This is a genomic window from Pseudomonas sp. F(2018), from assembly GCF_005508865.1.
In the GTDB taxonomy this organism is placed as follows: Bacteria; Pseudomonadota; Gammaproteobacteria; order Pseudomonadales; family Pseudomonadaceae; genus Aquipseudomonas.
In genome coordinates this window covers 48,500-71,690 of sequence record NZ_SCOM01000007.1, presented here as the reverse complement: position 1 = coordinate 71,690, position 23,191 = coordinate 48,500, and the positions used below count along the sequence as shown (strand labels likewise).

23 protein-coding genes are annotated in these 23,191 nt (G+C 66.5%); 14 read left to right on the top strand and 9 right to left on the bottom strand.

Annotated features, from left to right (window positions below; genetic code table 11):
• Nucleotides 1–55: 55 nt before the first annotated feature.
• The 11 genes from tsaE to FFS62_RS22360 all read left to right on the top strand — a co-directional run bounded on the left by tsaE (nucleotide 56) and on the right by FFS62_RS22360 (nucleotide 11,449).
• Entirely contained in the window at nucleotides 56–472 is a 417-nt protein-coding gene (gene tsaE, locus FFS62_RS22410) for a tRNA (adenosine(37)-N6)-threonylcarbamoyltransferase complex ATPase subunit type 1 TsaE (RefSeq protein WP_137975131.1), read from the top strand.
• A 16-nt stretch (nucleotides 473–488) separates the two neighbouring features.
• On the top strand, nucleotides 489–1,940 hold the full coding sequence (locus FFS62_RS22405; RefSeq protein WP_218569311.1) for an N-acetylmuramoyl-L-alanine amidase: 1,452 nt from the start codon (nucleotides 489–491) through the stop codon (nucleotides 1,938–1,940).
• Entirely contained in the window at nucleotides 1,937–3,817 is a 1,881-nt protein-coding gene (mutL, locus tag FFS62_RS22400) for a DNA mismatch repair endonuclease MutL (protein ID WP_137975078.1), read from the top strand. The genes FFS62_RS22405 and mutL overlap by 4 nt, the downstream gene beginning before the upstream one ends.
• A gap of 15 nt (nucleotides 3,818–3,832) precedes the next feature.
• On the top strand, nucleotides 3,833–4,804 hold the full coding sequence (gene miaA / locus FFS62_RS22395) for a tRNA (adenosine(37)-N6)-dimethylallyltransferase MiaA (protein ID WP_137975077.1): 972 nt from the start codon (nucleotides 3,833–3,835) through the stop codon (nucleotides 4,802–4,804).
• Between the two features lie 98 nt (nucleotides 4,805–4,902).
• Nucleotides 4,903–5,157 carry an RNA chaperone Hfq gene (gene hfq, locus FFS62_RS22390; protein ID WP_021701802.1) on the top strand — a complete coding sequence of 85 codons (255 nt, stop codon included), beginning with the start codon at nucleotides 4,903–4,905 and terminating at the stop codon, nucleotides 5,155–5,157.
• A 12-nt stretch (nucleotides 5,158–5,169) separates the two neighbouring features.
• Nucleotides 5,170–6,471 carry a ribosome rescue GTPase HflX gene (gene hflX, locus FFS62_RS22385; RefSeq protein WP_137975076.1) on the top strand — a complete coding sequence of 434 codons (1,302 nt, stop codon included), beginning with the start codon at nucleotides 5,170–5,172 and terminating at the stop codon, nucleotides 6,469–6,471.
• A 96-nt stretch (nucleotides 6,472–6,567) separates the two neighbouring features.
• Entirely contained in the window at nucleotides 6,568–7,713 is a 1,146-nt protein-coding gene (gene hflK, locus FFS62_RS22380; protein WP_137975075.1) for an FtsH protease activity modulator HflK, read from the top strand.
• Nucleotides 7,713–8,582, top strand: coding sequence for a protease modulator HflC (hflC, locus tag FFS62_RS22375; RefSeq protein WP_137975074.1), 870 nt, complete (start codon nucleotides 7,713–7,715; stop codon nucleotides 8,580–8,582). The genes hflK and hflC overlap by 1 nt, the downstream gene beginning before the upstream one ends.
• Before the next feature lie 111 nt (nucleotides 8,583–8,693).
• Nucleotides 8,694–8,879 (top strand): DUF2065 family protein, encoded by a 186-nt coding sequence (locus FFS62_RS22370; RefSeq protein WP_137975073.1) that lies wholly within the window; start codon nucleotides 8,694–8,696, stop codon nucleotides 8,877–8,879.
• A gap of 34 nt (nucleotides 8,880–8,913) precedes the next feature.
• Nucleotides 8,914–10,101 carry an ATP phosphoribosyltransferase regulatory subunit gene (locus FFS62_RS22365; RefSeq protein ID WP_137975072.1) on the top strand — a complete coding sequence of 396 codons (1,188 nt, stop codon included), beginning with the start codon at nucleotides 8,914–8,916 and terminating at the stop codon, nucleotides 10,099–10,101.
• 52 nt (nucleotides 10,102–10,153) lie between these two features.
• Complete coding sequence (locus FFS62_RS22360) at nucleotides 10,154–11,449, top strand: adenylosuccinate synthase (protein WP_137975071.1); 1,296 nt, start codon at nucleotides 10,154–10,156, stop codon at nucleotides 11,447–11,449.
• A 120-nt stretch (nucleotides 11,450–11,569) separates the two neighbouring features.
• Here FFS62_RS22360 and ppa read toward each other — a convergent pair whose 3' ends face one another.
• The 7 genes from ppa to FFS62_RS22325 form a co-directional block, all read right to left on the bottom strand.
• Nucleotides 11,570–12,097, bottom strand: a complete 528-nt coding sequence (ppa, locus tag FFS62_RS22355; protein WP_021701809.1) for an inorganic diphosphatase — start codon at nucleotides 12,095–12,097, stop codon at nucleotides 11,570–11,572.
• Nucleotides 12,098–12,174: 77 nt separating this feature from the next.
• Nucleotides 12,175–12,993, bottom strand: coding sequence for a zinc-dependent peptidase (locus tag FFS62_RS22350; protein WP_137975070.1), 819 nt, complete (start codon nucleotides 12,991–12,993; stop codon nucleotides 12,175–12,177).
• A gap of 49 nt (nucleotides 12,994–13,042) precedes the next feature.
• Entirely contained in the window at nucleotides 13,043–13,495 is a 453-nt protein-coding gene (locus FFS62_RS22345; protein WP_137975069.1) for a GNAT family N-acetyltransferase, read from the bottom strand.
• Between the two features lie 172 nt (nucleotides 13,496–13,667).
• The gene (locus FFS62_RS22340; protein WP_137975068.1) at nucleotides 13,668–14,828 is read right to left on the bottom strand and encodes an iron-containing alcohol dehydrogenase; all 1,161 of its coding nucleotides are present in this window, start codon (nucleotides 14,826–14,828) and stop codon (nucleotides 13,668–13,670) included.
• A gap of 13 nt (nucleotides 14,829–14,841) precedes the next feature.
• Nucleotides 14,842–16,230 carry an aldehyde dehydrogenase family protein gene (locus tag FFS62_RS22335; protein WP_137975067.1) on the bottom strand — a complete coding sequence of 463 codons (1,389 nt, stop codon included), beginning with the start codon at nucleotides 16,228–16,230 and terminating at the stop codon, nucleotides 14,842–14,844.
• A 15-nt stretch (nucleotides 16,231–16,245) separates the two neighbouring features.
• Nucleotides 16,246–17,613, bottom strand: a complete 1,368-nt coding sequence (locus tag FFS62_RS22330; RefSeq protein ID WP_137975066.1) for a glutamine synthetase family protein — start codon at nucleotides 17,611–17,613, stop codon at nucleotides 16,246–16,248.
• 51 nt (nucleotides 17,614–17,664) lie between these two features.
• The gene (locus tag FFS62_RS22325) at nucleotides 17,665–19,152 is read right to left on the bottom strand and encodes an amino acid permease (protein WP_137975065.1); all 1,488 of its coding nucleotides are present in this window, start codon (nucleotides 19,150–19,152) and stop codon (nucleotides 17,665–17,667) included.
• Nucleotides 19,153–19,536: 384 nt separating this feature from the next.
• On the opposite strand from FFS62_RS22325, the gene mpl reads away from it, so the two are divergent.
• From mpl to FFS62_RS22310, 3 genes are read left to right on the top strand one after another with little or no spacing between them, the layout of a single operon-like run.
• Complete coding sequence (gene mpl / locus FFS62_RS22320) at nucleotides 19,537–20,889, top strand: UDP-N-acetylmuramate:L-alanyl-gamma-D-glutamyl-meso-diaminopimelate ligase (protein ID WP_137975064.1); 1,353 nt, start codon at nucleotides 19,537–19,539, stop codon at nucleotides 20,887–20,889.
• 56 nt (nucleotides 20,890–20,945) lie between these two features.
• Complete coding sequence (ubiX, locus tag FFS62_RS22315; RefSeq protein WP_137975063.1) at nucleotides 20,946–21,578, top strand: flavin prenyltransferase UbiX; 633 nt, start codon at nucleotides 20,946–20,948, stop codon at nucleotides 21,576–21,578.
• The gene (locus FFS62_RS22310; RefSeq protein WP_137975062.1) at nucleotides 21,578–21,871 is read left to right on the top strand and encodes a YceK/YidQ family lipoprotein; all 294 of its coding nucleotides are present in this window, start codon (nucleotides 21,578–21,580) and stop codon (nucleotides 21,869–21,871) included. Before ubiX ends, FFS62_RS22310 begins: the two co-directional genes overlap by 1 nt.
• On the opposite strand, the gene FFS62_RS22305 is transcribed toward FFS62_RS22310, so the two are convergent.
• Nucleotides 21,872–22,483 (bottom strand): class I SAM-dependent methyltransferase, encoded by a 612-nt coding sequence (locus tag FFS62_RS22305; RefSeq protein WP_137975061.1) that lies wholly within the window; start codon nucleotides 22,481–22,483, stop codon nucleotides 21,872–21,874. It abuts the gene before it with no gap.
• On the bottom strand, nucleotides 22,483–23,124 hold the full coding sequence (locus FFS62_RS22300; protein ID WP_137975060.1) for an oxidoreductase: 642 nt from the start codon (nucleotides 23,122–23,124) through the stop codon (nucleotides 22,483–22,485). The genes FFS62_RS22305 and FFS62_RS22300 overlap by 1 nt, the downstream gene beginning before the upstream one ends.
• Between the last annotated feature and the right edge of the window lie 67 nt (nucleotides 23,125–23,191).

Sequence of the window (23,191 nt, the reverse complement as noted above, 5' to 3'; positions counted from 1 at the left end):
CCCGTCGAAGGCGATCCCGCCAGAAGTGACCCTCTATGCCGAGGGCGAAGACGCCATGCACGAGCTGGGTGCGCGCATCGCCCAGGCGACCGGCGGTCGCGGCGTGATCTACCTGCACGGCGATCTCGGCGCCGGCAAGACCACCCTGTCGCGCGGCATCCTGCGTGGCCTGGGCCACGGCGGGGCGGTGAAGAGCCCGACCTTCACCCTGGTCGAGCCCTACGAGCTGGGCGAGCTGCGGGTGTTCCACTTCGACCTCTATCGCCTGGCCGACCCGGAGGAGCTGGAGTTTCTCGGCATCCGCGACTACTTCGAGGGTGACGCGCTGTGCCTGATCGAGTGGCCGCAGCGCGGCGCCGGCGTTTTGCCAAAGGCGGACCTGGACATTACCATTAGCCCGCAAGGAGTCGGCCGCGCGCTGCAGTTGCAGCCACATAGCGCGAGGGCCGAGGCGTGGTGTGCTGCCTTATAAGAGTTTGTAAATAAAAATGGGGAAGGCTATGCGCATGCGTGCGCTGTTTGGCGGGATCGGGGTAATGCTGGCCGCGCTGGCTGCCGATGTACTGGCCGCCACGGAAATCCGCAGCGTGCGGCTGTGGCGTGCCCCGGATAACACGCGCCTGGTCTTCGACCTGTCCGGCCCGGTGCAGCACAGCGTGTTCACCCTGGCCGCACCCAATCGCATCGTCATCGACGTCAACGGCGCCCTGCTCTCCACCAAGCTGGAGCAGCTGTCGCTGAGCAATACCCCGATCACCGGTATCCGCTCGGCCCAGCGCTCGCCCACCGATCTGCGCCTGGTCCTCGACCTGTCCGCCACCGTGACGCCGAAGAGCTTCAGCCTGGCGCCCAACCAGCAGTATGGCCATCGCCTGGTGGTCGACCTGTTCGATCAGGAAGCCGGCGCCGCGCCCAGCGTGCCCCAGGCTCCGCAGGTCAACTCGCCGAACGTCGCCAGCAATCCGCCGCCGGTGGTCGCCGCACCTGGCGCCGCTCCGGCCAAACTGCCGCCGGTGCCGGGCGGCAAGCGCGATATCGTCATCGCCATCGACGCCGGCCATGGCGGCGAGGACCCCGGCGCCCTCGGCCCGGGGCGCAAGATATACGAGAAGAGCGTGACCCTGGCCATCGCCAAGGAGCTGCAGCGTCAGATCAACGCCGAGAAGGGCTTCCGTGGCGAGCTGGTGCGCACCGGCGACTACTTCATTCCGCTGCGCAAGCGCACCGAGATCGCCCGCAAGAAGGGTGCCGACCTGTTCGTCTCCATCCACGCCGACGCCGCGCCGCGTGCCGCCGCCTTCGGCGCCTCGGTGTACGCGCTGTCCGACCGTGGTGCGACTTCCGAGACTGCGCGCTGGCTGGCCGACAGCGAGAACCAGTCCGACCTGATCGGCGGCGCCGGCAGCGTCAGCCTGGACGACAAGGACCGCGTGCTGGCCGGCGTGCTGCTCGATCTGTCGATGACCGCCTCGCTGTCGTCCAGTCTCAACGTGGGGCAGAAGGTGCTGAGCAACATGGGCAGCATCACCTCGCTGCACAAGCGCCGGGTCGAGCAGGCGGGGTTCATGGTGCTGAAGTCGCCGGATATTCCGTCGATCCTGGTGGAGACCGGTTTCATCTCCAACCCCAACGAGGCCAAGAAGCTGTCCACGGTGGCCCATCAGCAGGCCCTGGCGCGCTCGATCACCGCGGGCGTGCGGCAGTTCTTCCAGCAGAACCCGCCGCCGGGCACCTACATCGCCATGCTGCGCGACTCCGGCAAGATCGCCGCCGGCCCGCGCGAGCATGTGGTCAGCTCCGGCGAGAGCCTGGCGCTGATCGCCCAGCGCTATCAGGTCAGCCTGGCGTCGCTGCGCAGCGCCAATTCGCTGAAGAATGACACCATCAAGGTCGGTCAGACCCTGAGCATCCCGGCCACCGCCCTGGCGGCCCAGCCATGAGCGAGCTGCGTCGCATCCAGCTGCTGAGTCCGCGGCTGGCGAACCAGATTGCCGCCGGTGAGGTGGTCGAGCGCCCGGCCTCGGTGATCAAGGAGCTGCTCGAGAACAGCCTGGACGCCGGTGCGCGCCGCATCGACGTGGAAATCGAGCAGGGCGGCATCAAGCTGCTGCGCGTGCGCGACGACGGCGGTGGCATTCCCGCCGACGACCTGCCGCTGGCCCTGGCGCGCCACGCCACCAGCAAGATCCGCGAGCTGGAGGATCTGGAGGCGGTGTGTAGTCTCGGCTTCCGCGGCGAAGCCCTGGCCTCGATCAGCTCCGTCGCCCGCCTGACCATGACTTCGCGCACCGCCGACGCCGAGCAGGCCTGGCAGGTGGAGACCGAAGGCCGCGACATGGAGGCGCGGGTGCAGCCCGCGGCCCACCCGGTCGGTACCTCGGTGGAAGTGCGCGACCTGTTCTTCAATACCCCCGCGCGGCGCAAGTTCCTGCGGGCGGAAAAGACCGAATTCGATCACCTGCAGGAGGTCATCAAGCGCCTGGCCCTGGCCCGCTTCGACGTGGCCTTCCACCTGCGCCACAACGGCAAGACGGTGTTCGCCCTGCACGAGGCGCCGGACGCCATCAGTCGCGCGCGCCGCGTGGCCAGCGTCTGTGGTCCGGCCTTCCTCGAACAGGCGCTGCCGATCGAGGTCGAGCGCAGTGGCCTGCGCCTGTGGGGCTGGGTCGGTCTGCCGACCTTCTCGCGCAGCCAGGCGGACCTGCAGTATTTCTACGTCAACGGCCGCATGGTGCGCGACAAGCTGGTCGCTCACGCCGTGCGCCAGGCCTACCGCGACGTGCTGTTCAACGGCCGTCACCCGACCTTCGTGCTGTTCCTCGAGATCGATCCGGGCGTGGTCGACGTCAACGTGCACCCGACCAAGCACGAGGTACGCTTCCGCGACAGCCGCATGGTGCACGACTTCCTCTACGGCACCCTGCACCGGGCGCTGGGCGAAGTGCGCCCGGAAGATCAGCTGGCGGCGCCTGCTGCCGTGCAGCAGATCGTCCGCCCCAGCGGCCTGGCCGCCGGCGAGTTCGGCCCCCAGGGCGAGATGGGCCTGGCGGCCCAGGTGCTGGAGCAGCCGGTGGCGCAGGTGTCGGTCTGGCGCTCGCCGGGCGCCGGTTACCAGGCGCCGCGTAGTGAGCCGGCGTTGCCGGCGGCCGAGGCTCAGGGCGCTTATCGTGAGTACTTCGCGCCGTTGCCCGAGTCGCAGGCGCCGGTTGGCCTGCCGCAGAGCCAGGGCGATATCCCGCCGCTGGGCTATGCGCTGGCGCAGCTCAAGGGCGTGTACATCCTCGCCGAGAGCGCCATCGGCCTGGTGCTGGTGGACATGCATGCGGCCCACGAGCGCATCACCTACGAGCGGCTGAAGACCGCCATGGCCAGTGAAGGCCTGCGCGGTCAGCCGTTGCTGGTGCCGGAGACCATTGCCCTGAGTCAGCGCGAAGCCGATTGCGCCGAGGAGCATGGCCAGTGGTTCCAGCGCCTGGGCTTCGAGCTGCAGCGCCTGGGCGAGGAAAGCCTGGCGATCCGCCAGATTCCGGCGCTGCTCAAACAGGCCGAGGCCACCCAACTGGTGCGCGATGTGCTCGCCGATCTGCTGGAATACGGCACCAGTGACCGCATCCAGGCTCATCTCAACGAGTTGCTGGCGACCATGGCCTGCCATGGCGCCGTGCGCGCCAACCGGCGTTTGACCCTGCCGGAGATGAACGCCCTGCTGCGCGACATGGAGCACACCGAGCGCAGCGGCCAGTGCAACCACGGTCGCCCGACCTGGACGCAGCTGGGCATGGACGATCTCGACAAGCTGTTCCTGCGCGGCCGCTGAGGTCGCGACTCCGTCATGACCGAGCGCCTGCCTCCCGCCATCTTTCTGATGGGGCCGACTGCTTCCGGCAAGACCGATCTGGCCCTGGCGCTCGCCGACGAGCTGCCCTGCGAGCTGATCAGCGTCGATTCGGCGCTGATCTATCGCGACATGGATATCGGCACGGCCAAGCCGGACAAGGCCACGCTGGAGCGCTACCCGCACCGCCTGGTGGATATCCGCGATCCGGCCGAGAGCTACTCCGCAGCCGAATTCCGTGCCGACGCCCTGGTCGCCATGGCGCAAGCCACCGCGCGCGGCCGTATTCCGCTGCTGGTCGGCGGCACCATGCTGTATTACAAGGCGTTGCTGGAGGGGTTGGCAGATATGCCCAGCGCCGATCCGGCGGTGCGTGCCGAGCTGGAGGCCTGGGCCGCCGCCGAGGGTTGGGAGGCGCTGCATCAGGAGCTGGCGCGGGTCGATCCGCAGTCCGCGGCGCGCATTCATCCCAATGACCCGCAGCGCCTCACCCGGGCCCTGGAGGTATATCGGGTCAGCGGCCTCAGCATGAGCGCGCACCGTGAGCGCCAAACGGCTCAAAATAGCGGTCCAGAGGCGCCTGGCGCAGGGCAATTGCCTTATACTGTCGCGCAACTCGCCATTGCTCCCGAGCAGCGCCAGGTACTGCACGAGCGGATCGCCCGCCGATTTCACCTGATGCTGGAACAGGGCTTTGTCGAAGAGGTCGAAGCGTTGCGCCAGCGGGGCGACCTGCACGCGGGGCTGCCATCGATCCGTGCGGTGGGCTATCGACAGGTATGGGATTACCTGGAAGGTGGCCTGAGCCGCGAGGAAATGACGGAGCGGGGGATCATCGCCACGCGTCAGCTGGCCAAGCGCCAGTTCACCTGGCTACGCGGCTGGGAAAACCTGCATTGGCTGGACAGCCTGGCCAGTGACAATCTGATGCGTACCTTGAAATACCTGAGGGCGGTCTCCATATTGTGATGAGACCCGTCTATTCGCCGTCTATCCTTGGCTTTTGAGGCTTATACGGCATAAGCCATCTTTGCTTTACTACATTTGACCCTTAAGGAGTGCGGCACATGTCAAAAGGGCATTCGCTACAAGACCCTTACCTGAATACCCTGCGTAAGGAACGCGTACCGGTTTCTATCTATCTGGTGAACGGCATCAAGCTGCAGGGCCAGATCGAATCCTTCGACCAGTTCGTGATTTTGCTGAAGAACACTGTCAGCCAGATGGTCTACAAGCACGCTATTTCCACCGTGGTGCCGAGCCGTCCGGTGCGCCTGCCTAGTGCCACTGAAGGCGAGCAGGTCGAGCCGGGCAACGCCTGATAGGAGCCTGACTTGTTCTTCGAGCGTCACGGCGGTGGTGAACGGGCCATCCTTGTCCATCTGGAAGGCAGCAACCCCGAGGCGGCCGAAGACCCGCAGGAGTTTCAGGATCTGGCGTTGTCGGCGGGTGCCGACATGGTGGCTCTGGTCACCGTGTCGCGGCACATGCCTACCGCCAAGTTCCTGATCGGCAGCGGCAAGGTCGAGGAGCTGCGTGACCTGGTCAAGGCCGAAGAGGCCGAGCTGGTCATCTTCAACCACACCCTCACGCCCAGTCAGGAGCGCAACCTCGAGCGCGTGTTCGAGTGTCGCGTGCTCGACCGTACCGGGCTGATTCTCGACATCTTCGCCCAGCGCGCCCGTACCCACGAGGGCAAGCTGCAGGTCGAACTGGCGCAGCTCGATCACATGAGCACGCGCCTGGTGCGCGGCTGGACCCACCTCGAGCGGCAGAAGGGCGGTATCGGTCTGCGCGGTCCGGGTGAGACCCAGCTGGAAACCGACCGCCGCCTGCTGCGCGTGCGTATTCGCCAGATCAAGCAGAAGCTGGAGAAGGTGCGCAGCCAGCGCGAGCAGGCTCGCCGTGGCCGTCGGCGTGCGGACATTCCTTCCGTTTCCCTGGTCGGCTACACCAACGCCGGCAAGTCCACCCTGTTCAATGCGCTGACCACTTCCGAGGTCTACGCCGCCGACCAGTTGTTCGCCACTCTCGACCCGACCCTGCGCCGGCTGGAGCTGGACGATCTGGGCCCGGTGGTGCTGGCCGACACGGTGGGCTTCATTCGCCACCTGCCGCACAAGCTGGTGGAGGCGTTCCGCGCCACGCTGGAAGAGTCGAGCAACTCCGACCTGCTGCTACACGTGATCGACTCCCACGAGCCGGAGCGTGACCAGCAGATCGAGCAGGTCATGGCGGTACTCGGCGAGATCGGCGCCAACGAGCTGCCGATGCTCGAGGTGTACAACAAGATCGATCTGGTCGAAGGCGTCGAGCCGCAGATTCAGCGCGATGGCGACGGCAAGCCCGAGCGGGTATGGCTGTCGGCGCGCGATGGCAAGGGTCTGGAGCTGCTGCGCCAGGCGGTCGCCGAGTTGCTCGGCGAGGACCTGTTTGTCGGCACCCTGCGCCTGCCGCAGCGCCTGGGGCGCCTGCGTGCGCAGTTCTTCGCGCTGAACGCAGTACAGAGCGAGGCGCATGACGAGGCGGGCGACACCCTGCTGGCGATCCGTCTGCCGCGTGCCGAGCTCAATCGCCTGGTCAGTCGCGAGGGATTGAAGCCGCAGGATTTCCTCGCGCAACACACTTTGCAATAAAGCCCGCGCCGTCGTTTTTGCGGCGGCTCGGGGGCTTTCGGTAGCATGGGCCGGCGCGCCGTGGGCGCGTCTTCGCTTTATTTGATGGAGAGCGCTATGGCTTGGAATGAGCCGGGTGGCAACTCGAACAACCAGGACCCCTGGGGCGGCCGCAAAGGCGGTGGACGCCAGGGCCCGCCTGACCTCGACGAAGCCTTCCGCAAGCTGCAGGAGAGCCTCAACGGCATCTTCGGCGGTAAAAAACGTGACAGTGATGGCCAAGGTGGCGGTTGGGGCATTCTCCTGATCGGCGCGGCGCTGCTGTTCGCGGTCTGGCTGTGGAATGCCATCTACATCGTCGATGCCCAGGAGCAGGCCGTCATCCTGCGTCTCGGCAAGTATCACGAGACGGTCGGTCAGGGTCTGAACATCTACTTCCCGCCGATCGACAAGAAATTCCAGGAGAACGTGACCCGCGAGCGTTCCTTCTCCAAGGAAGGGCAGATGCTCACCGAGGACGAGAACATCGTCGAGGTGCCACTGACCGTCCAGTACAAGATCAGCAACCTCAAGGACTTCGTGCTCAACGTCGATGCGCCTGAGGTCAGCCTGCAGCACGCCACCGAGAGCGCCCTGCGCCATGTCGCCGGCTCCACCTCGATGGACGAGGTGATCACCCTCGGTCGCGAGCAGATGGGCCAGGACGTCAGCAAGCGCCTGCAGGACTTCCTCGACAACTACGGCACCGGCATCACCGTCACCCAGGTCAACATCCAGCGCGCCACGGCTCCGGCCGAGGTCAAGGATGCCTTCGACGACGTGATCCGCGCCCGTGAAGACGAGCAGCGCGAGAAGAACCAGGCCGAGACCTACGCCAACGGCGTGGTGCCCGAGGCTCGTGGTCAGGCCCAGCGCATCATCGAGGATGCCAACGGTTACCGCGACGAGGTGGTGGCGCGTTCCCGGGGTGAGGCCGATCGCTTCACCAAGCTGGTGGCCGAGTACCGCAAGGCGCCTGAGGTGACTCGTCAGCGCCTGTATCTGGACACCATGCAGCAGGTCTTCAGCAGCACCAGCAAGGTGCTGGTGACCGGCAAGGAAGGGCAGAACAACCTGCTCTATCTGCCGCTGGACAAGATGATCGACAGCCGTGGCAGCGCCGGCACCAATGCCTCGGGCGCGCCGAACGCCAGTGGCGACGCCGGTGCCCGCATCATCAATAACGTCGAGCGTGGCGATCTGCGCACCAGGGAGAGCCGCTGATGAGCAACAAATCGCTGTTTGCCCTGATTGCCGGGGTGGTGGTCGTCGTTCTGGCATGGAACAGCCTGTACATCGTCACCCAGACCGAGAAGGCCGTGCTCCTGCAGTTCGGTAAGATCCAGGTGGCCGACGTGCCGCCGGGTCTGCACGTCAAAGTCCCGGTGATGAACCAGGTGCGCAAGTTCGATGCGCGTCTGCTGACCCTGGAATCGCCGATCCAGCGCGTGCTGACCCTGGAGAAGAAGGCGGTGATGGTCGACGCCTACGCCAAGTGGCGTGTCGCCGATGCCCAGCGCTACTACACCGCGACCTCCGGCATCCGCCAGATCGCCGATGATCGCCTGTCCCAGCGCCTGATCACCGCCCTGGCCAACCAGTTCGGTACCCGCACCCTGCACGAAGTGGTCTCCGGTGAGCGTGACGCGCTGATGGCGGCCATCACCAAGTCGCTCAACGGCATGGCGCAGAAGGAACTGGGCATCGAGGTAGTGGACGTTCGCGTCAAGGCCATCGATCTGCCGAAAGAGGTCTATCGCAGCGTGTTCGACCGCATGAGCTCGGAGCGTGAGCGCGAGGCCCGCGAGCACCGTGCCAAGGGTCGCGAGTTGGCCGAAGGCATCCGTGCCGACGCCGACCGGCAGAAGCGTGTGATCCTCGCCGAAGCCTATCGCGAAGCCGAGGAAATCCGCGGTGATGGCGACGCCAAGTCCGCAGCCATCTACGCCGGAGCCTACGGCCAGGACGCCGAGTTCTATGCGTTCTACCGCAGCCTGGGTGCCTATCGTGACAGCTTCTCGAGCAAGAGCGATGTGCTGGTGCTGGATCCGGATAGCGAGTTCTTCCGCTATCTGCAGCAGCCAAAACCCTGATCGAAGGCACCCCGAGGCGGCCGTTCGGCCGTGTCGGGGTGACCTCCGTGGAAAACGTGTTATCATGGGTCAGCCGGGAAAAAGCCCGGCTTTTTTGCGTCTGCGGGAATCATGTGGCAGGAACTGGGCATCGCGTTTTGTCTGATGTTGGTGCTGGAAGGCATCCTGCCCTTCCTCTATCCGCGGCGTTGGCGCGGAACGATCGCGCAACTGGCACAACTGCCCGACCGGCAGCTGCGTCTCATGGGGCTGGCCAGCATGCTGCTGGGGACCACCCTCCTGTATCTGCTTCACTGAAGGCTGCCGCCCGTACCGAGAGGGGAATGGCGAAATGGCAACGGTAGACCGCTGGCTGCTGCCAGATGGCATCGAAGAAGTACTGCCGCCGGAAGCGGCACTGATCGAGGCGGCGCGCCGCCAGGTGCTGGATCTGTTCCAGCGCTGGGGCTACGAGTTCGTCGTCACTCCGCACATCGAATATCTTGAGTCCCTGCTCACCGGTGCCGGCCAGGACCTGGATCTGCGCACCTTCAAGGTGACCGATCCGCTGTCCGGCCGGCAGATGGGCTTCCGTGCCGACATCACGCCGCAGGTGGCGCGGATGGATGCGCACACCCTGCGTCGCGAAGGCCCGAGCCGCCTGTGCTATGCCGGCAGCGTGCTGCATGCCAAACCGCGTGCGCTGGCCACCTCGCGTAGCCCGATCCAGCTGGGCGCCGAGCTGTACGGCGACGCCAGCCCGGCCAGCGACGTGGAAGTCATCAGCCTGATGCTCGACACCCTGGCCCTGGCCGGTGTGCCGGATGTGCACATGGACCTCGGTCATGTCGGCATCTATCGCGGCCTGGCCCGCGCCGCCGGCCTGTCCGGCGAGGCCGAGCAGCAGTTGTTCGACGCTCTGCAGCGCAAGGCCGTCGATGAAGTCGACGCGCTCACCGAATCCCTGCAGCCGCATCTGGCCAGCATGCTGCGCGCGCTGGTCGAGCTGTGTGGCGGCCGCGAAGTGCTGGACCTGGCCCAGGCCTGCCTGGTCGAGGCGCCGGCCGAAGTGCATGCCGCGCTGGATCAGCTGGTGGCCATCGCCGACCAGCTGGAGCTGCGCTACCCGGAGCTGCCGCTGTATTTCGACCTCGGCGAGCTGCGTGGCTACCACTACCACACCGGTGTGGTGTTCGCCGCGTTCGTTCCGGGCGTCGGCCAATCGATCGCCCAGGGCGGTCGCTATGACGACGTCGGCGGCAATTTCGGTCGGGCGCGCCCGGCCACCGGTTTCTCCACCGATCTGAAGACCCTGGTCACCCTCGGCGACATGCGTGTTGACGAGCCGGCTGCCGGGGTCTGGGCGCCGGATCATCATGATCTGTACCTGTGGCAGGCCGTACAGCGCCTGCGCAGCGAAGGCGTGCGCGTGGTCCAGGCTCTGCCTGGGCAGGATGTAAGCGCGGCGGGCGAGGCGGGCTGTGACCGCCAGCTGCAGCTGCGCGATGGACGTTGGCAGTTGGCGCCGCTGGCGTCCTGATGGTTTTCCGCCGGCTGTGGCCGGCATCGAGCTTCCAAAGAGGACAAGTGTTATGGGTAAGAATGTCGTGGTCCTGGGCACCCAGTGGGGTGATGAGGGCAAGGGCAAGATCGTCGATCTGCTGACCGAGCAGGCTGCCGCGGTAGTGCGCTACCAGGGCGGTCACAACGCCGGCCACACGCTGGTGATCGACGGCGAGAAGACCGTGCTGCACCTGATCCCGTCCGGCATCCTGCGCGAAGGCGTGCAATGCCTGATCGGCAACGGCGTGGTAGTCGCCCCCGACGCCCTGATGCGTGAGATCACCAAGCTGGAAGAGAAGGGCGTACCGGTGCGCGAGCGCCTGCGCATCAGCCCGTCCTGCCCGCTGATCCTGTCCTACCACGTGGCCCTCGACCAGGCCCGCGAGAAGGCCCGTGGCGACGCCAAGATCGGCACCACCGGTCGCGGCATCGGCCCGGCGTACGAAGACAAGGTGGCCCGTCGCGGCCTGCGCATCGGTGACCTGTTCCACCGCGAACGCTTCGCCTCCAAGCTGGGCGAGCTGCTGGACTACCACAACTTCGTGCTGGTCAATTACTACAAAGAGCCGGCCATCGACTTCCAGGCCACCCTGGACGAGTGCATGGCGTTCGCCGAGCTGCTGCGCCCGATGATGACCGACGTCACCGCTGACCTGCACGAGCTGCGTCGTGCCGGCAAAGACATCATGTTCGAAGGTGCCCAGGGTTCGCTGCTGGACATCGACCATGGCACCTACCCGTACGTCACCAGCTCCAACACCACCGCCGGCGGCACCGCCACCGGCTCCGGTTTCGGCCCGCTGTATCTGGACTACATCCTCGGTATCACCAAGGCCTACACCACCCGTGTCGGCTCCGGCCCGTTCCCCACCGAGCTGTTCGACGAGACCGGCGCCTTCCTGGCCAAGCGTGGCCACGAGTTCGGTTCGACAACCGGCCGTGCCCGCCGCTGTGGCTGGTTCGATGCCGTGATCCTGCGTCGCGCCATCGAGATCAACAGCATCTCCGGTCTATGCCTGACCAAGCTGGACGTGCTCGACGGTCTGGAAAGCATCAGCATCTGCACCGGTTACAAGGACGCCCAGGGCAATCTGCTGGTGGACGCGCCGACCGACGCCGACAGCTATATCGGTCTGCAGCCGGTGTACGAGGAAATGCCGGGCTGGAGCGAGTCGACTCTGGGTGCCAAGAGCTTGGAAGAGCTGCCCGCGGCCGCTCGTGCCTACATCAAGCGGGTGGAAGAGCTGGTCGGCGCGCCGATCGACATCATCTCCACCGGCCCGGACCGCAACGAGACCATCGTTCTGCGTCACCCGTTCGCCTGATACCACTGTCACGAAAAAGGCCGCTCTGAGCGGCCTTTTTTGTGGGCGCGATTCCAGCGGAGCAAATCGCGGGCAATAAAAAGGCCGGCTTGTGGCCGGCCTTCAGGGGGTGGTACTGGCTTATTTTTGGTAAGCCGCTACCGCCTTCAGAATTGCTTGGCGGGCTTCGTCGGCGTTGCCCCAGCCTTCGACCTTGACCCACTTGCCCTTCTCGAGATCCTTGTAGTTCTCGAAGAAGTGCTTGATCTGCTCCAGCAGCAGAGCCGGCAGATCGGTGTATTCCTGCACGTCCTTGTAGATCACGCTCAGCTTGTCGTGCGGGACGGCGATCAGCTTGGCGTCACCGCCGGCTTCGTCGGTCATGTTCAGCACGCCGACCGGACGGCAGCGGATGACCGAACCCGGGGCTACCGGATACGGGGTCACGACCAGCACGTCGAGGGGGTCGCCGTCGTCGGCCAGGGTGTGCGGGATGAAACCGTAGTTGGCCGGGTAGAACATCGGGGTGGCCATGAAGCGGTCGACGAACAGGCAATCGGTGTCGTGATCGATTTCGTATTTGATCGGCGCGTGGTTGGCCGGAATCTCGATGGCGACGTAGATGTCGTTCGGCACGTCTTTGCCGGCCGGGACTTTGCTGTAGCTCATGGTGGATACCCCAGGGTTGGGCCAAAAAAGTGGGCGGATTATAGGCACATTCCGGTGACGTTACTACGCCCGCGTGCTCATCCGTTGGTCGTGTCGCGATAGTCCGGATGGCTTTCCTGCAAGGTGCGCAGGCGCGTCAGCGGGTCTTGGCGGTAGAAGGCGGCGAGCTGGCCGTAGACGGCCGGGAAGGCCTCCTGCAGCAGGTCGGGCGCGGTGAAGAAGTACTCGCTGGTGACGGCGAAGAACTCGGCCGGGTTCTCCGCCGCGTAGGGATCGATGGCGGTTTCCGCCTCAGGGTCGGCATCGAGCTGGGCATTCATGCCGTCATAGGCGGGCTGCATGGCCTGCGCCCAGGCCTGGATGCGCATGTCGCGGTGCAGCGGCGGCAGGCCGTTGGCGTCGCCGTTGAGCATGTCCAGCTTGTGCGACAGCTCGTGGATCACCAGGTTGTAGGCATCCCAACCGCCGCCGGCTTGCACCCCGGGCCAGGCGAGGATCACCGGGCCCTGTAGCCAGGCCTCGCCGCTGCGCTCATCGTCCCACTCGTGTTCGATACCGCTGGCATCGCGATGGCTCTGCGGGCTGACGAAGTCGTCCGGGTACAGGACGATCTCGTGGAAGCCCTGGTACCAGTCCAGGTCGGCCAGGTGCAGCAGCGGCAGTTCGGCCTGGGCGGCCAGGGTCAGGCGGTCGACCTCGTCCAGTTCGACGCCGGGCAGTGCGGTCAGGCGCTTGTGATGGAGAAACAGGATGGCGCGCTGGAACAGACGCTGTTCCTCGGCCTCGCTCAGGCCGTCGAGAATTGGCAGGCGTGCGCGTGCCTCATGCCAGTGGCGGGTGGTGTAAGGCGAGCGGGAGAGGATGCGCTGGCGGCGCCAGGCGCGGAACGACCACATGGGATGTCTCGAGGATGCGGCGGACGGGACGGTCCCGTCCGCCGGCCGGTCAGTCGCCCAGTTCCAGGGTGTAGTTCTTGAAGCGGGTGTCTTCGCGGAAGCCGATGGACTCGTAGGTCTTCTGCGCTACCTCGTTGCTCACGCTGGTGGCCACGCGCATGCGCACGGCGTTGGTTTCCTTGGCCATCTGCTTGGCGGTCTGCAGCAGACGGTCGGCGACCAGCATGCGGCGGGCGTCCTCGGCAACAAAGATGTCGTTGAGGATCCACACGCGCTTGAGCGACAGCGAGGAGTAGCTGGGGAACAGCTGGCAGTAGCCGAGCAGCTTGTCCTCGTCGTCGGCCAGGGCCAGGTAGATGATCGATTCCTTGCGCTTGAGGCGGGTCTCGAGGAACTTGCGCGAGGAGTCCGGGAACGGCAGCTCGCCATAGAACTCACGGTACTTGATGAACAGCGGGGTCAGCAGGTCCAGGTGCTCCAGGGTGGCTTGGACAATGCGCATGGCGGGCCTCTGCGTTATGGAGTGGTGAAATTGGCACTGTGCCAATGGTCGGGTCGATGCTGCCGAAAGCGGATGGAAAGCGCAATCCAAGCAAGCGTTTGATTATGCCCAGGGCTCGGGCCGGCGGCGCCGTCCGCTCTGCGACGGTACTCGCCGGCCCGCCCGAGATTATTCATAGGCGACCATGCAGGGCCTCGGTGAACAGTTTGGTGACGTTCTCCTCGGTCAGTGGCAGCGGATTTCCTCCCGCGGAAGGGTCGACCACCGCCATCTGCGCGATCAGCGCGGTCTTGCTGTCGTCGACGCCGAGCTCGGCCAGGCTGTGCGGCACGCCGGTGTCGGCACGCAGTTGCAGGACCAGGTTGAGGAAGCTGTCGAAGCCCGGGTTGGCCAGTTGCAGGTAGGCGGCCAGGCGGGTGATGCGCTCCTCGATGGCGCTGCGGTTGAACTTCAGCACGTAGGGCATCAGCGTGGCGTTGGTCATGCCGTGGTGGGTGTCGTACAGCGCGCCGATCGGATGGGCCAGGGCGTGCATGCCGCCGAGGCCCTTCTGGAAAGCGGTGGCGCCCATGGCTGCGGCGGCGAGCATGTCGGCGCGGGCGTCGAGGTCGTCCGGCTGCTTGACCGCACGCACCAGCGCACCCTTGACCAGGCGCATGCCCTCCACGGCGATGCCGTCGGCCAGCGGGTGGAAGCCCGGCGCGCAGTAGGCTTCCAGGCAGTGGGAGAAGGCGTCCATGCCGGTGCCGGCGGTGATGAACGCCGGCATGCCGACGGACAGCGCCGGGTCGCTGATGACGATGCGTGGCATCATCTGCGGATGGAAGATGATGCGCTTGGTGTGGCTGCGCTCGTCGGTGAGGATACCGGCGCGGCCGACCTCCGAGCCGGTGCCGGCGGTGGTCGGCACGGCGATCACCGGGGCAATGCCGCGCGGATCGGCGCGGGTCCACCAGTCACCGATGTCCTCGAAGTCCCACACGGGTCTGGCCTGGCCGCTCATGAAGGCGATCAGCTTGCCCATGTCCAGACCGCTGCCGCCGCCGAAGGCGACCACGCCGTCGTGCTTGCCGGCGCGGTAGGCGGCCAGGCCGGCGTCGAGGTTGCTCTCCACCGGGTTGGGTTTGAGGTCGCTGAACAGCGCGGCGCCGAGGCCGGCTTGCTTGAGCGAGTCGAGGGCGGCGGTGGTGATCGGCGCGCTGCCCAGTCCGCGGTCGGTGACCAGCAGCGGGCGCAGCATGCCGATGCTCTTGCACAGCTCCGGCAGCTCCTGGATGCGGCCGGCACCGAAGCGCACCGAGGTCGGGTAGTTCCAGTTGGCGGTCTTGCTCATGGCGAACTCCTGGTCAGAGCTGGTGGCGCAGGTGGAAGGACTTGGGCCGGGTCAGGTGCTCGTAGCCCAGGCGCGACAGCGTGGCGCCGCGCCCGGTGTGCTTGACGCCGGTCCAGGCCAGGGCCGGGTCCAGGTAGTCGCAGCGGTTCATGAACACGGTGCCGGTTTCCAGTTGCTGGCCGATGCGTTCGGCGGCGTCCAGGTCCTCGGTCCAGATCGCCGCGCTGAGGCCGTAGGGGCTGTCGTTCATCAGCGCGATGGCCTCGGCCTCGCTGGCCACCGGCATGATGCCGACCACCGGGCCGAAGCTCTCGTCGCGCATCACCGCCATCCCGTGGTTGACCCCGGTCAGCACCTGCGGCGCCAGATAGGCGGTGCCGGGCGCGTCGTTGGCGAAGCTGGCAGGGTCGATCAGTGCCTTGGCGCCCTTGGATTTGGCCTCGGCTATCTGGCCGCGCACGAATTCGGCGGCGCTGCTGCGCACCAGGGGGCCGAGGGTGGTGGCCTCGTCCAGCGGGCTGCCCAGCACGTACTGCCTGGTCAGCTCGACGAAGCCGTCGACGAAGGCCGGATACAGGGCCTTGTCCACATAGATGCGTTCGATGCCGCAGCAGCTCTGCCCGGAGTTGAAGAAGCTGCCGTCCACCAGGTTCTCCACCGCGTGGGCCAGGTCGGCGTCGCCGCGCACGTAGGCCGGGTCCTTGCCGCCCAGCTCCAGGCCGACGCCGATGAAGTGGCCGGCGGCGGCGCTCTCCATCAGACGGCCACCTTCCACCGAACCGGTGAAATTGACCTGCTGCACCTGGCCGGAGGCGATCAGGGTGGCGGTCTGGCCATGGTCCAGCACCAGGTTGTGGAACAGCCCGGCCGGCAGCCCGGCGCGCTTGAAGGCCTCGGCGAAGCGTTCGCCGACCAGCAGGGTCTGGCTGGCGTGCTTGAGCAGCACGGCGTTGCCGGCCATCAGCGCCGGGATGATCGCGTTCACCGCGGTCAGGTAGGGGTAGTTCCACGGCGCCACCACCAGCACGGTGCCCAGCGGCTCGCGACGGATATAGCGGCGGAAGCCCTCCTTGGCATCGGGCACCACGTCGGCCAGGGCGCTTTCGGCGATGCCGATCATGTAGCGGGCGCGTTCCTCGAAGCCGCGCAGCTCGCCGGCGCCGAAGCGGATCGGGCGGCCCATCTGCCAGGCCAGCTCGGGGACTATCTCGTCCTTCATCGCCAGCATGGCGTCCACCGCCTTCAGGCAGTAGGCGGCGCGCTGGCCGATGACGAGCTCGCGCCAGGCGCGCTGGGCCTGGGTCGCGGCGGTCAGGGTCTGTTCCAGGGCGCTGCTGCTGGCGATGGCGCGTTCGGCGTAGAGGCTACCGTCCACCGGTGAAATCAGGCGAATGCTGTTCATCTGCTGCTCTCCCTGTCAGTAGCGCTCGAAGCCGCGGCGCAATTCCCAGTCGGTCACCCGACGGTCGTATTCCAGCTGCTCCCAGCGCGCGGTATGCAGGTAGTGCTCGACCACGTCGTCGCCCAGGGCCTGGCGCAGCAGTTCCGAGCGGTCGAGGGCGTCGGTGGCACCGCGCAGGGTCTTGGCCACTTCCGGCAGTTCGTCGTTCTCGTAGGCGTCGCCGGAGAAGGGCGCCGGCAGCTCCAGCTGTTCGTCGATGCCGGCCAGGCCGGCGGCGATCAGTGCGGCATAGGCCAGGTAGGGATTCAGATCGGCGCCGCCGATGCGGCACTCGATGCGGATGCCCTTGCTGTCCGCGCCACACAGGCGGAAGCCGGCGGTGCGGTTGTCGCAGCTCCACACCGCGCGGGTCGGGGCGAAGGTGCCGGCCTGGAAGCGCTTGTAGGAGTTGACGTAGGGCGCGAGGAAATAGGTGATGTCGCTGGCGTACTTGAGCTGGCCGGCCACCCACTGGCGCATCAGCTTGGACATGCCGTACTCGCCGGCCGGGTCATGGAACAGCGCCTGTTCGCCGTCGAGGCTGAACAGCGAGTTGTGGATGTGGCTGCTGGAGCCGGCCAGGTTGTAGTTCCACTTGGCCATGAAGGTGACGGCCTTGCCCTGCAGCAGGGCGATCTCCTTGCAGGCGTGCTTGATGATGCTGTGCCGGTCGGCCATCACCAGCGCCTCGGCGTAGCGCACGTTGATCTCTTCCTGGCCTGGCCCCCACTCGCCCTTGGAGTTCTCCACCGGGATGCCGGCGGCTTGCAGGTGCTTGCGGATGGCGCGCATCACCGGCTCCTCGCGGATGGTCTGCAGGATGCTGTAGTCCTCGATGTAGTAACCCGCGGTCTTGGGGTTCTGGTAGTGCTGGCTATGGATGTCCTCGTAGCTCTGGTCGAACAGGTAGAACTCCAGCTCCGAGGCGAACATGCCCTTGTAGCCGCGTTCGGTGAGGCGGGCGATCTGCCGCTTGAGGATGCCGCGCGGGCTGTGCGGCAGGTCGTGGTGGTGATGGTCCTGCACGTCGCACAGCACCAGAGCCGTGCCTTCCAGCCAGGGCAGCACGCGCATGGTGGACAGGTCGGGCTTGAACACGAAGTCGCCATAGCCCTGCTTCCAGCTGGCGGCGGCGTAGCCGGGCACCGGCTCCATGTCGATGTCGTCGGCCAGCAGGTAGTCGCAGCCGTGGGTCTCCTCGTAGGCGCTGTCGAGGAAGAACTCGACCTGGAAGCGCTTGCCGATCAGGCGGCCCTGCATGTCGACCATGCAGGCCAGGACGGTGTCGATCTTGCCGGCCACGGCGAGCTCGCGCAGGCCGGCCAGGGTGAGGTGGGCAGTCATCCGTTGGTCTCCGGAAAAAGTGGCCGCGCCTGCCGGCGCGGCCGGGGCTCATCAGTTATTGGTCTTGTCTTTTTCGCGCTGCTCCATGGCGAACTCCTCTTCTGGCGAGAGGATCAGGCGATGGCGGCCGACGATGGCGAAGTAGGTGATGCCGATGGCGAACCACACGGCCACCCAGAACACGCCGAGGGTGTAGGCCGGGTCGCCGGTGAGCTGGAAGTACAAGGTCACGGCGGCGATCAGCATGGTCAGCACCGCGCCGGGCACGCCCAGCGGGCTGCGGTAGGGGCGCTCGATGTCGGGCATCTTGCGCCGCAGCAGGATGAACGACAGGGCCTGCATGAAGTACGAGAACATGGCGCCGAACACCGCCATGTTGAGCAGGGTGCCGCCGATCACCGCGCCGCCCTTTTCCTCACCGAAGATGAACCACAGGGTCATCATCACCGCCAGCGCCATCAGGCTGCCGATCAGCATGGCCACGTGCGGCGTCTTGCGCTGGCCGTGGGTGATCGACAGTTGCGGCAGGAAGTAGCCGGCGCGGCTCAGCGAATAGATCTGCCGGCCCATGGCGAAGATGATGGTGTGGAAGCTGGCCACCAGGCCGAGCACCGCCACCAGGGCCAGCAGCTTGGCGATGTCGTCACCGTAGATGGCCTTGAAGCCGTCCAGCAGCGGCTCGCCGGAGGAGCCCAGGGCGTGCGAGCCGACGCCGCTCACCGCCGGGTTCAGCCAGAGGATCATGAAGGCCGAGAGGATCAGGGTGAACATGCCGAGGATGATGCCCTTGGGCATGTCGCGTTTCGGGTCGACCGACTCTTCCGCCGCCAGCGGCAGCTGCTCGATGGCGAGGAACAGCCAGACCGCGAAGGGCATGGCCGCCAGTACGCCGAGCAGGCCGTTGGGCAGGAACGGACCATTGCCTTCCGGCAGCTCGACGCCGCCCGGGCCGACGTTCATGGCGAAGCGGTTGAAGTCGATGTGCGGCAGGGCGCTGATCCAGAACACCACCAGGCAGGCCAGCGCCAGCAGGGTGACCACCAGGGTGACCTTGAACGACAGCTCCACGCCGATCACGTTGAGCCAGATGAACACCACGTAGAAGCCGATCCACCACAGCGGCTGATACTCGCTGGGCGTGCCGAAGATGCTGCCCATGTAGCTGCCGATGAAGAACACGATCACCGCCGGGGTGAGCACGTACTCGACGTTCTCCGCCAGGCCGGTGAGGAAGCCGCCCCAGGGGCCCATGGCGCTGCGGGCGAAGGAGTAGGCGCCGCCCGTGTGGGGCAGGGCCGGTGACATCTCCGCCAGGGAGAAGGTCAGGCCCAGGTACATGATGGCGATGATGATGGCGGCGATCAGCATGCTGCCCCAGCCATTGGCCAGGCCGAAGTTCCAGCCGGAGAAATGGCCGGAGATCACCGCGCCGACGCCCAGCGCCCACAGCGACCAGACGCCGGCATAGCGGCGCAGGCCGCGTTGTTCGAAGTAACTCTTGTCGACCGTGGTGTAGCTGACTCCCGATTGCTGCTTCATGGTCCTCTCCTGCATTTCGCGTTGGCTCGGGTTCTTGTAGGAATTGCGGCCTTGCTTGAAACGGGATGGAGCACAGCGGCTGACAGCGGGAGGATGCACGGAGGAGAAGCCCGGACGGGCTCGAGAGCCATGCGCGCATGGCGGGTTTGTTGCTCCCCCGGATGCCGGGAAAGTTTCCCGGCGATATCGAAGCGCAGACGGACATCCGGTCGCTGACAGCTTGCGGGCATGGACAACGAGGAACCTCATGCCGTCCCGGTGTTCCGAGACTCCTGACACTCTAGTCGAGATTTCGCGGGGCGGTGCGGCAGCCTGTCCGGTGCCGCCCTGTGCTACCCTGCGCCCAGTTCTGCCGGGGCTTCCCGGTTCTTTTCGAGGTCATCGATGCACATCCATATTCTCGGTATCTGCGGCACCTTCATGGGCTCCCTGGCGGTGCTGGCCAAGGAGCTGGGGCACCGCGTCACCGGCTCCGACGCCAGCGTCTATCCACCCATGAGTACCCAGCTCGAAGCCCAGGGTATCGAGCTGATGCAGGGCTATCTGCCCGAGCACCTGCAGCCGGCCCCCGACCTGGTGGTGATCGGCAACGCCCTGAGCCGCGGCAACCCGGCGGTGGAATACGTGCTGAACCAGGGCCTGCCCTACGTCTCCGGCCCGCAGTGGCTGGCCGACCATGTGCTGCAGGGGCGCTGGGTGCTGGGCGTGGCCGGCACCCACGGCAAGACCACCACCACCAGCATGCTGGCCTGGGTACTGGAGCATGCCGGCATGAGCCCGGGCTTTTTGATCGGTGGTGTGCCGCAGAACTTCGGCGTCTCGGCGCGCCTGGGCGGCACGCCGTTCTTCGTGGTCGAGGCCGACGAGTACGACAGCGCCTTCTTCGACAAGCGCAGCAAGTTCGTCCATTACCGCCCGCGCACGGCGATCCTCAATAACCTGGAGTTCGACCACGCGGATATCTTCCCCGACCTGGCCGCCATCGAACGGCAGTTCCACCACTTGGTACGCACCGTGCCGGGCGAGGGCCTGATCATCCATCCGCAGGCCGAAGAGGCCCTGGCGCGAGTGATCAAGATGGGCTGCTGGACCCCGGTGCAGACCACCGGTGCCGGTGGCCAGTGGCAGGCGCGCCTGCTCAGCGAGGACGGCTCGCGCTTCGAGGTGGTGTTCGACGGCAAGGTCGAAGGCACCGTGGAGTGGGAGCTGACCGGCCAGCACAACGTGGCCAACGCCCTGGCCACCCTGGTCGCCGCGCGGCATGTCGGCGTGGTGCCGGAACTGGGCATCGCCGGCCTGTCGAGCTTCAAGAGCGTCAAGCGGCGCATGGAGAAGGTCGCGGAAGTGAAGGGCGTGACCATCTACGACGACTTCGCCCACCACCCGACCGCCATCGCCACCACCCTCGACGGCCTGCGCAAGCGCGTCGGCGACGCGCCGGTGATCGCGGTGATCGAGCCGCGCTCCAACTCGATGAAGCTCGGCGCCCACCGCGACGGCCTGCCGGATTCCGTGGTGCAGGCCGACCAGGTGTTCTGGTACGCCCCGGCCAACCTGGGTTGGGACCTAGCCGCTACCGTGGCCGGCTCCAAGGTGCCGACCCAGGTCTGCGATTCGCTGGAGTCCATCATCGAAGGTGTGAAGGCGCACGCGGTGCCTGGCACCCAGGTGGTGATCATGAGCAATGGCGGCTTCGGCGGCCTGCATGGCAAGCTGGCGGAAGCGCTGGCTGAGTAGATGGTTGACTCCCTCTCCCAGGGGGAGAAGGGAAGCATGCACTCCGAGGAGACTTCATGAACGGCCCCGAACGCATCACCCTGGCCATGACCGGCGCCTCCGGCGCCCAGTACGGCCTGCGCCTGCTCGACTGCCTGGTGCAGGAAGACCGCGAGGTGCACTTCCTGATCTCCAAGGCCGCGCAGCTGGTGATGGCCACCGAGACCGACGTCACCCTGCCGGCCAAGCCCCAGGCCATGCAGCAGTTCCTCTCCGAATACACCGGTGCCGCGCCCGGGCAGATCCGCGTGTACGGCAAGGAAGACTGGATGGCCCCGCCGGCGTCTGGTTCCGGTGCGCCGAGTGCCATGGTGGTGGTGCCGTGCAGCACCGGCACCCTGTCGGCCATCGCCACCGGCGCCTGCAACAACCTGATCGAACGCGCCGCCGACGTGGTGCTCAAGGAGCGTCGCCAGCTGATCCTGGTGCCGCGCGAGGCGCCGTACTCCAGCATCCACCTGGAGAACATGCTCAAGCTGTCCAATCTCGGCGTGACCATACTGCCCGCGTCCCCCGGCTTCTATCACCAGCCGCAGACCCTGGACGACCTGATCGATTTCGTCGTCGCGCGCATCCTCAACTGCCTGGGCATTCCCCAGGACATGCTGCCGCGCTGGGGCGAGCATCACCTGATCAGCGGCGACGATTGATGAAAACCTATCTCTACGGCAGTGTGCTGCTGTTCTGCGCGCTGCTGCCCGGCTGCGCCAGCGTGCGCACCCTGGATGCGGCCAAGCCCGGCGCGCCGATCATCTATTCCGGCACCCGTCTGGACTGGTATTCGCTGCGGGGCGGTTGCTGCCCGGTGGATCGCTTCGGCGCCGAGGCGCCCAAGTACGCCGGTATCGACCTGCCGTTCGCCGCGTTGCTGGAGACCCTGCTGCTGCCCTTCGCCGTGGCTGCCGAGCTGGGGATTGGGCTCGGCGTCAGCGGCGGCAACTGATCAGCTGGCCCAGCCGCGCCAGACCCAGGTCATCGGTCGCGGGCCCGGCAGGTAGCTGCTCTGCACTTCCCTGATGTGGAAGCCGCCGGCGGCGAGCAGGGCGGGGATGTCGCGGTTGAGGTGGCAGCCACCGGCCAGCGGTTTCCACAGCGGGGTGATGCGGTCCTGCCACACACGCACCTTGGCATCCGGCGCACGACCATGTTCGCTGAACAGCAGCTTGCCGCCGGGCTTGAGCACCCGGCGCATTTCCTTCAGCGCGGCCAGCGGGTCGGGGATGGTGCACAGGGTGAAGGTGCAGACGATGCTGTCGAAGCTGGCATCGGCGGCCTGGATCTGCCCCAGTTCCAGGGCGACCATCTCCACCGGGATGCCGATGTCTGCGGCGCGCTGGCGGGCCAGGGTCTGCATCTGCGCGGCCGGGTCGACGCCGACTATGGCGCTGACCTTGGCACGGTCGTAGAAGCTCAGGTTGAGGCCGGTGCCGATGCCGATCTCCAGTACCCGGCCTTCGGCCAGCGGCACGACCTGGGCGCGGGTCTTCATCACCTGGCCCATGCCGCAGGCGAAGTCGATCAGACGCGGCAGGATCTTCTCGTCGTAGAACTTCATCAGCGCCCGAGGCGCCGTAGTTCGTCGGATTCGACGATGCGAATGCCGTCGTTCTCCTCCAGCGCCAGGCGCCACAAAGCGCGGGCCAGGGCGGCGACCTCGATGCCGCGATACTTGCCGGGGATCCAGCGCAGCAACGGCGCGGCCAGGCGCTCGCCGAGGCGGAACTCACGGCGTGGGCCGAGTAGCAGGGACGGCCGGACGATGGTCAGCTGCGGCCAGTCCATCGCCTTGAGCGCCTCCTCGGTCTCGCCCTTGACCCGGTTGTAGAACACCGAGGAGCTTGGGTCGGCGCCCAGGGCGCTGATCACCAGCAGGTGGCGGGTGCCCAGCTCGCGGGCGCGGCGGGCGAAGGCCAGCACCAGTTCCTGGTCGACGGCGCGGAAGGCCTCCTGCGAGCCGGCCTGGCGAATGGTGGTACCCAGGCAGCAGAAGGCCGCATCGATCTGCCCGTCGAGCTGCGGCAGCAGATCGCGCAGCTGGCCGACCGGGTTGTCCAGGTGCGGATGCTCGGCCAGCGGGCTGCGGCTGGGGGCCAGCACGCGGCTGATGGTCGGCTCGCTGAGCAGGCGGTCGAGCAGGTGTTCGCCGGTGAGGCCGGTGGCTCCGGCGAGCAGTATGTGCTGGGGCGTCAGGTACATGCTGGTCCTCCGCTGTTACTTATCAGCTTAGAGCGAATCGGCAGAAGCGTCCTGAAATTGATCGCCA

Bases quoted from the DNA above. Each gene is read 5' to 3' on its own strand.
- tsaE (WP_137975131.1), top strand. From the start codon at position 56: ATGCACGAGCTGGGTGCGCGCATCGCCCAGGCGACCGGCGGTCGCGGC.
- FFS62_RS22405 (WP_218569311.1), top strand. From the start codon at position 489: ATGGGGAAGGCTATGCGCATGCGTGCGCTGTTTGGCGGGATCGGGGTA.
- mutL (WP_137975078.1), top strand. From the start codon at position 1,937: ATGAGCGAGCTGCGTCGCATCCAGCTGCTGAGTCCGCGGCTGGCGAAC.
- miaA (WP_137975077.1), top strand. From the start codon at position 3,833: ATGACCGAGCGCCTGCCTCCCGCCATCTTTCTGATGGGGCCGACTGCT.
- hfq (WP_021701802.1), top strand. From the start codon at position 4,903: ATGTCAAAAGGGCATTCGCTACAAGACCCTTACCTGAATACCCTGCGT.
- hflK (WP_137975075.1), top strand. From the start codon at position 6,568: ATGGCTTGGAATGAGCCGGGTGGCAACTCGAACAACCAGGACCCCTGG.
- hflC (WP_137975074.1), top strand. From the start codon at position 7,713: ATGAGCAACAAATCGCTGTTTGCCCTGATTGCCGGGGTGGTGGTCGTC.
- FFS62_RS22370 (WP_137975073.1), top strand. From the start codon at position 8,694: ATGTGGCAGGAACTGGGCATCGCGTTTTGTCTGATGTTGGTGCTGGAA.
- FFS62_RS22365 (WP_137975072.1), top strand. From the start codon at position 8,914: ATGGCAACGGTAGACCGCTGGCTGCTGCCAGATGGCATCGAAGAAGTA.
- FFS62_RS22360 (WP_137975071.1), top strand. From the start codon at position 10,154: ATGGGTAAGAATGTCGTGGTCCTGGGCACCCAGTGGGGTGATGAGGGC.
- ppa (WP_021701809.1), bottom strand. From the start codon at position 12,097: ATGAGCTACAGCAAAGTCCCGGCCGGCAAAGACGTGCCGAACGACATC.
- FFS62_RS22350 (WP_137975070.1), bottom strand. From the start codon at position 12,993: ATGTGGTCGTTCCGCGCCTGGCGCCGCCAGCGCATCCTCTCCCGCTCG.
- FFS62_RS22345 (WP_137975069.1), bottom strand. From the start codon at position 13,495: ATGCGCATTGTCCAAGCCACCCTGGAGCACCTGGACCTGCTGACCCCG.
- FFS62_RS22340 (WP_137975068.1), bottom strand. From the start codon at position 14,828: ATGAGCAAGACCGCCAACTGGAACTACCCGACCTCGGTGCGCTTCGGT.
- FFS62_RS22335 (WP_137975067.1), bottom strand. From the start codon at position 16,230: ATGAACAGCATTCGCCTGATTTCACCGGTGGACGGTAGCCTCTACGCC.
- FFS62_RS22330 (WP_137975066.1), bottom strand. From the start codon at position 17,613: ATGACTGCCCACCTCACCCTGGCCGGCCTGCGCGAGCTCGCCGTGGCC.
- FFS62_RS22325 (WP_137975065.1), bottom strand. From the start codon at position 19,152: ATGAAGCAGCAATCGGGAGTCAGCTACACCACGGTCGACAAGAGTTAC.
- mpl (WP_137975064.1), top strand. From the start codon at position 19,537: ATGCACATCCATATTCTCGGTATCTGCGGCACCTTCATGGGCTCCCTG.
- ubiX (WP_137975063.1), top strand. From the start codon at position 20,946: ATGAACGGCCCCGAACGCATCACCCTGGCCATGACCGGCGCCTCCGGC.
- FFS62_RS22310 (WP_137975062.1), top strand. From the start codon at position 21,578: ATGAAAACCTATCTCTACGGCAGTGTGCTGCTGTTCTGCGCGCTGCTG.
- FFS62_RS22305 (WP_137975061.1), bottom strand. From the start codon at position 22,483: ATGAAGTTCTACGACGAGAAGATCCTGCCGCGTCTGATCGACTTCGCC.
- FFS62_RS22300 (WP_137975060.1), bottom strand. From the start codon at position 23,124: ATGTACCTGACGCCCCAGCACATACTGCTCGCCGGAGCCACCGGCCTC.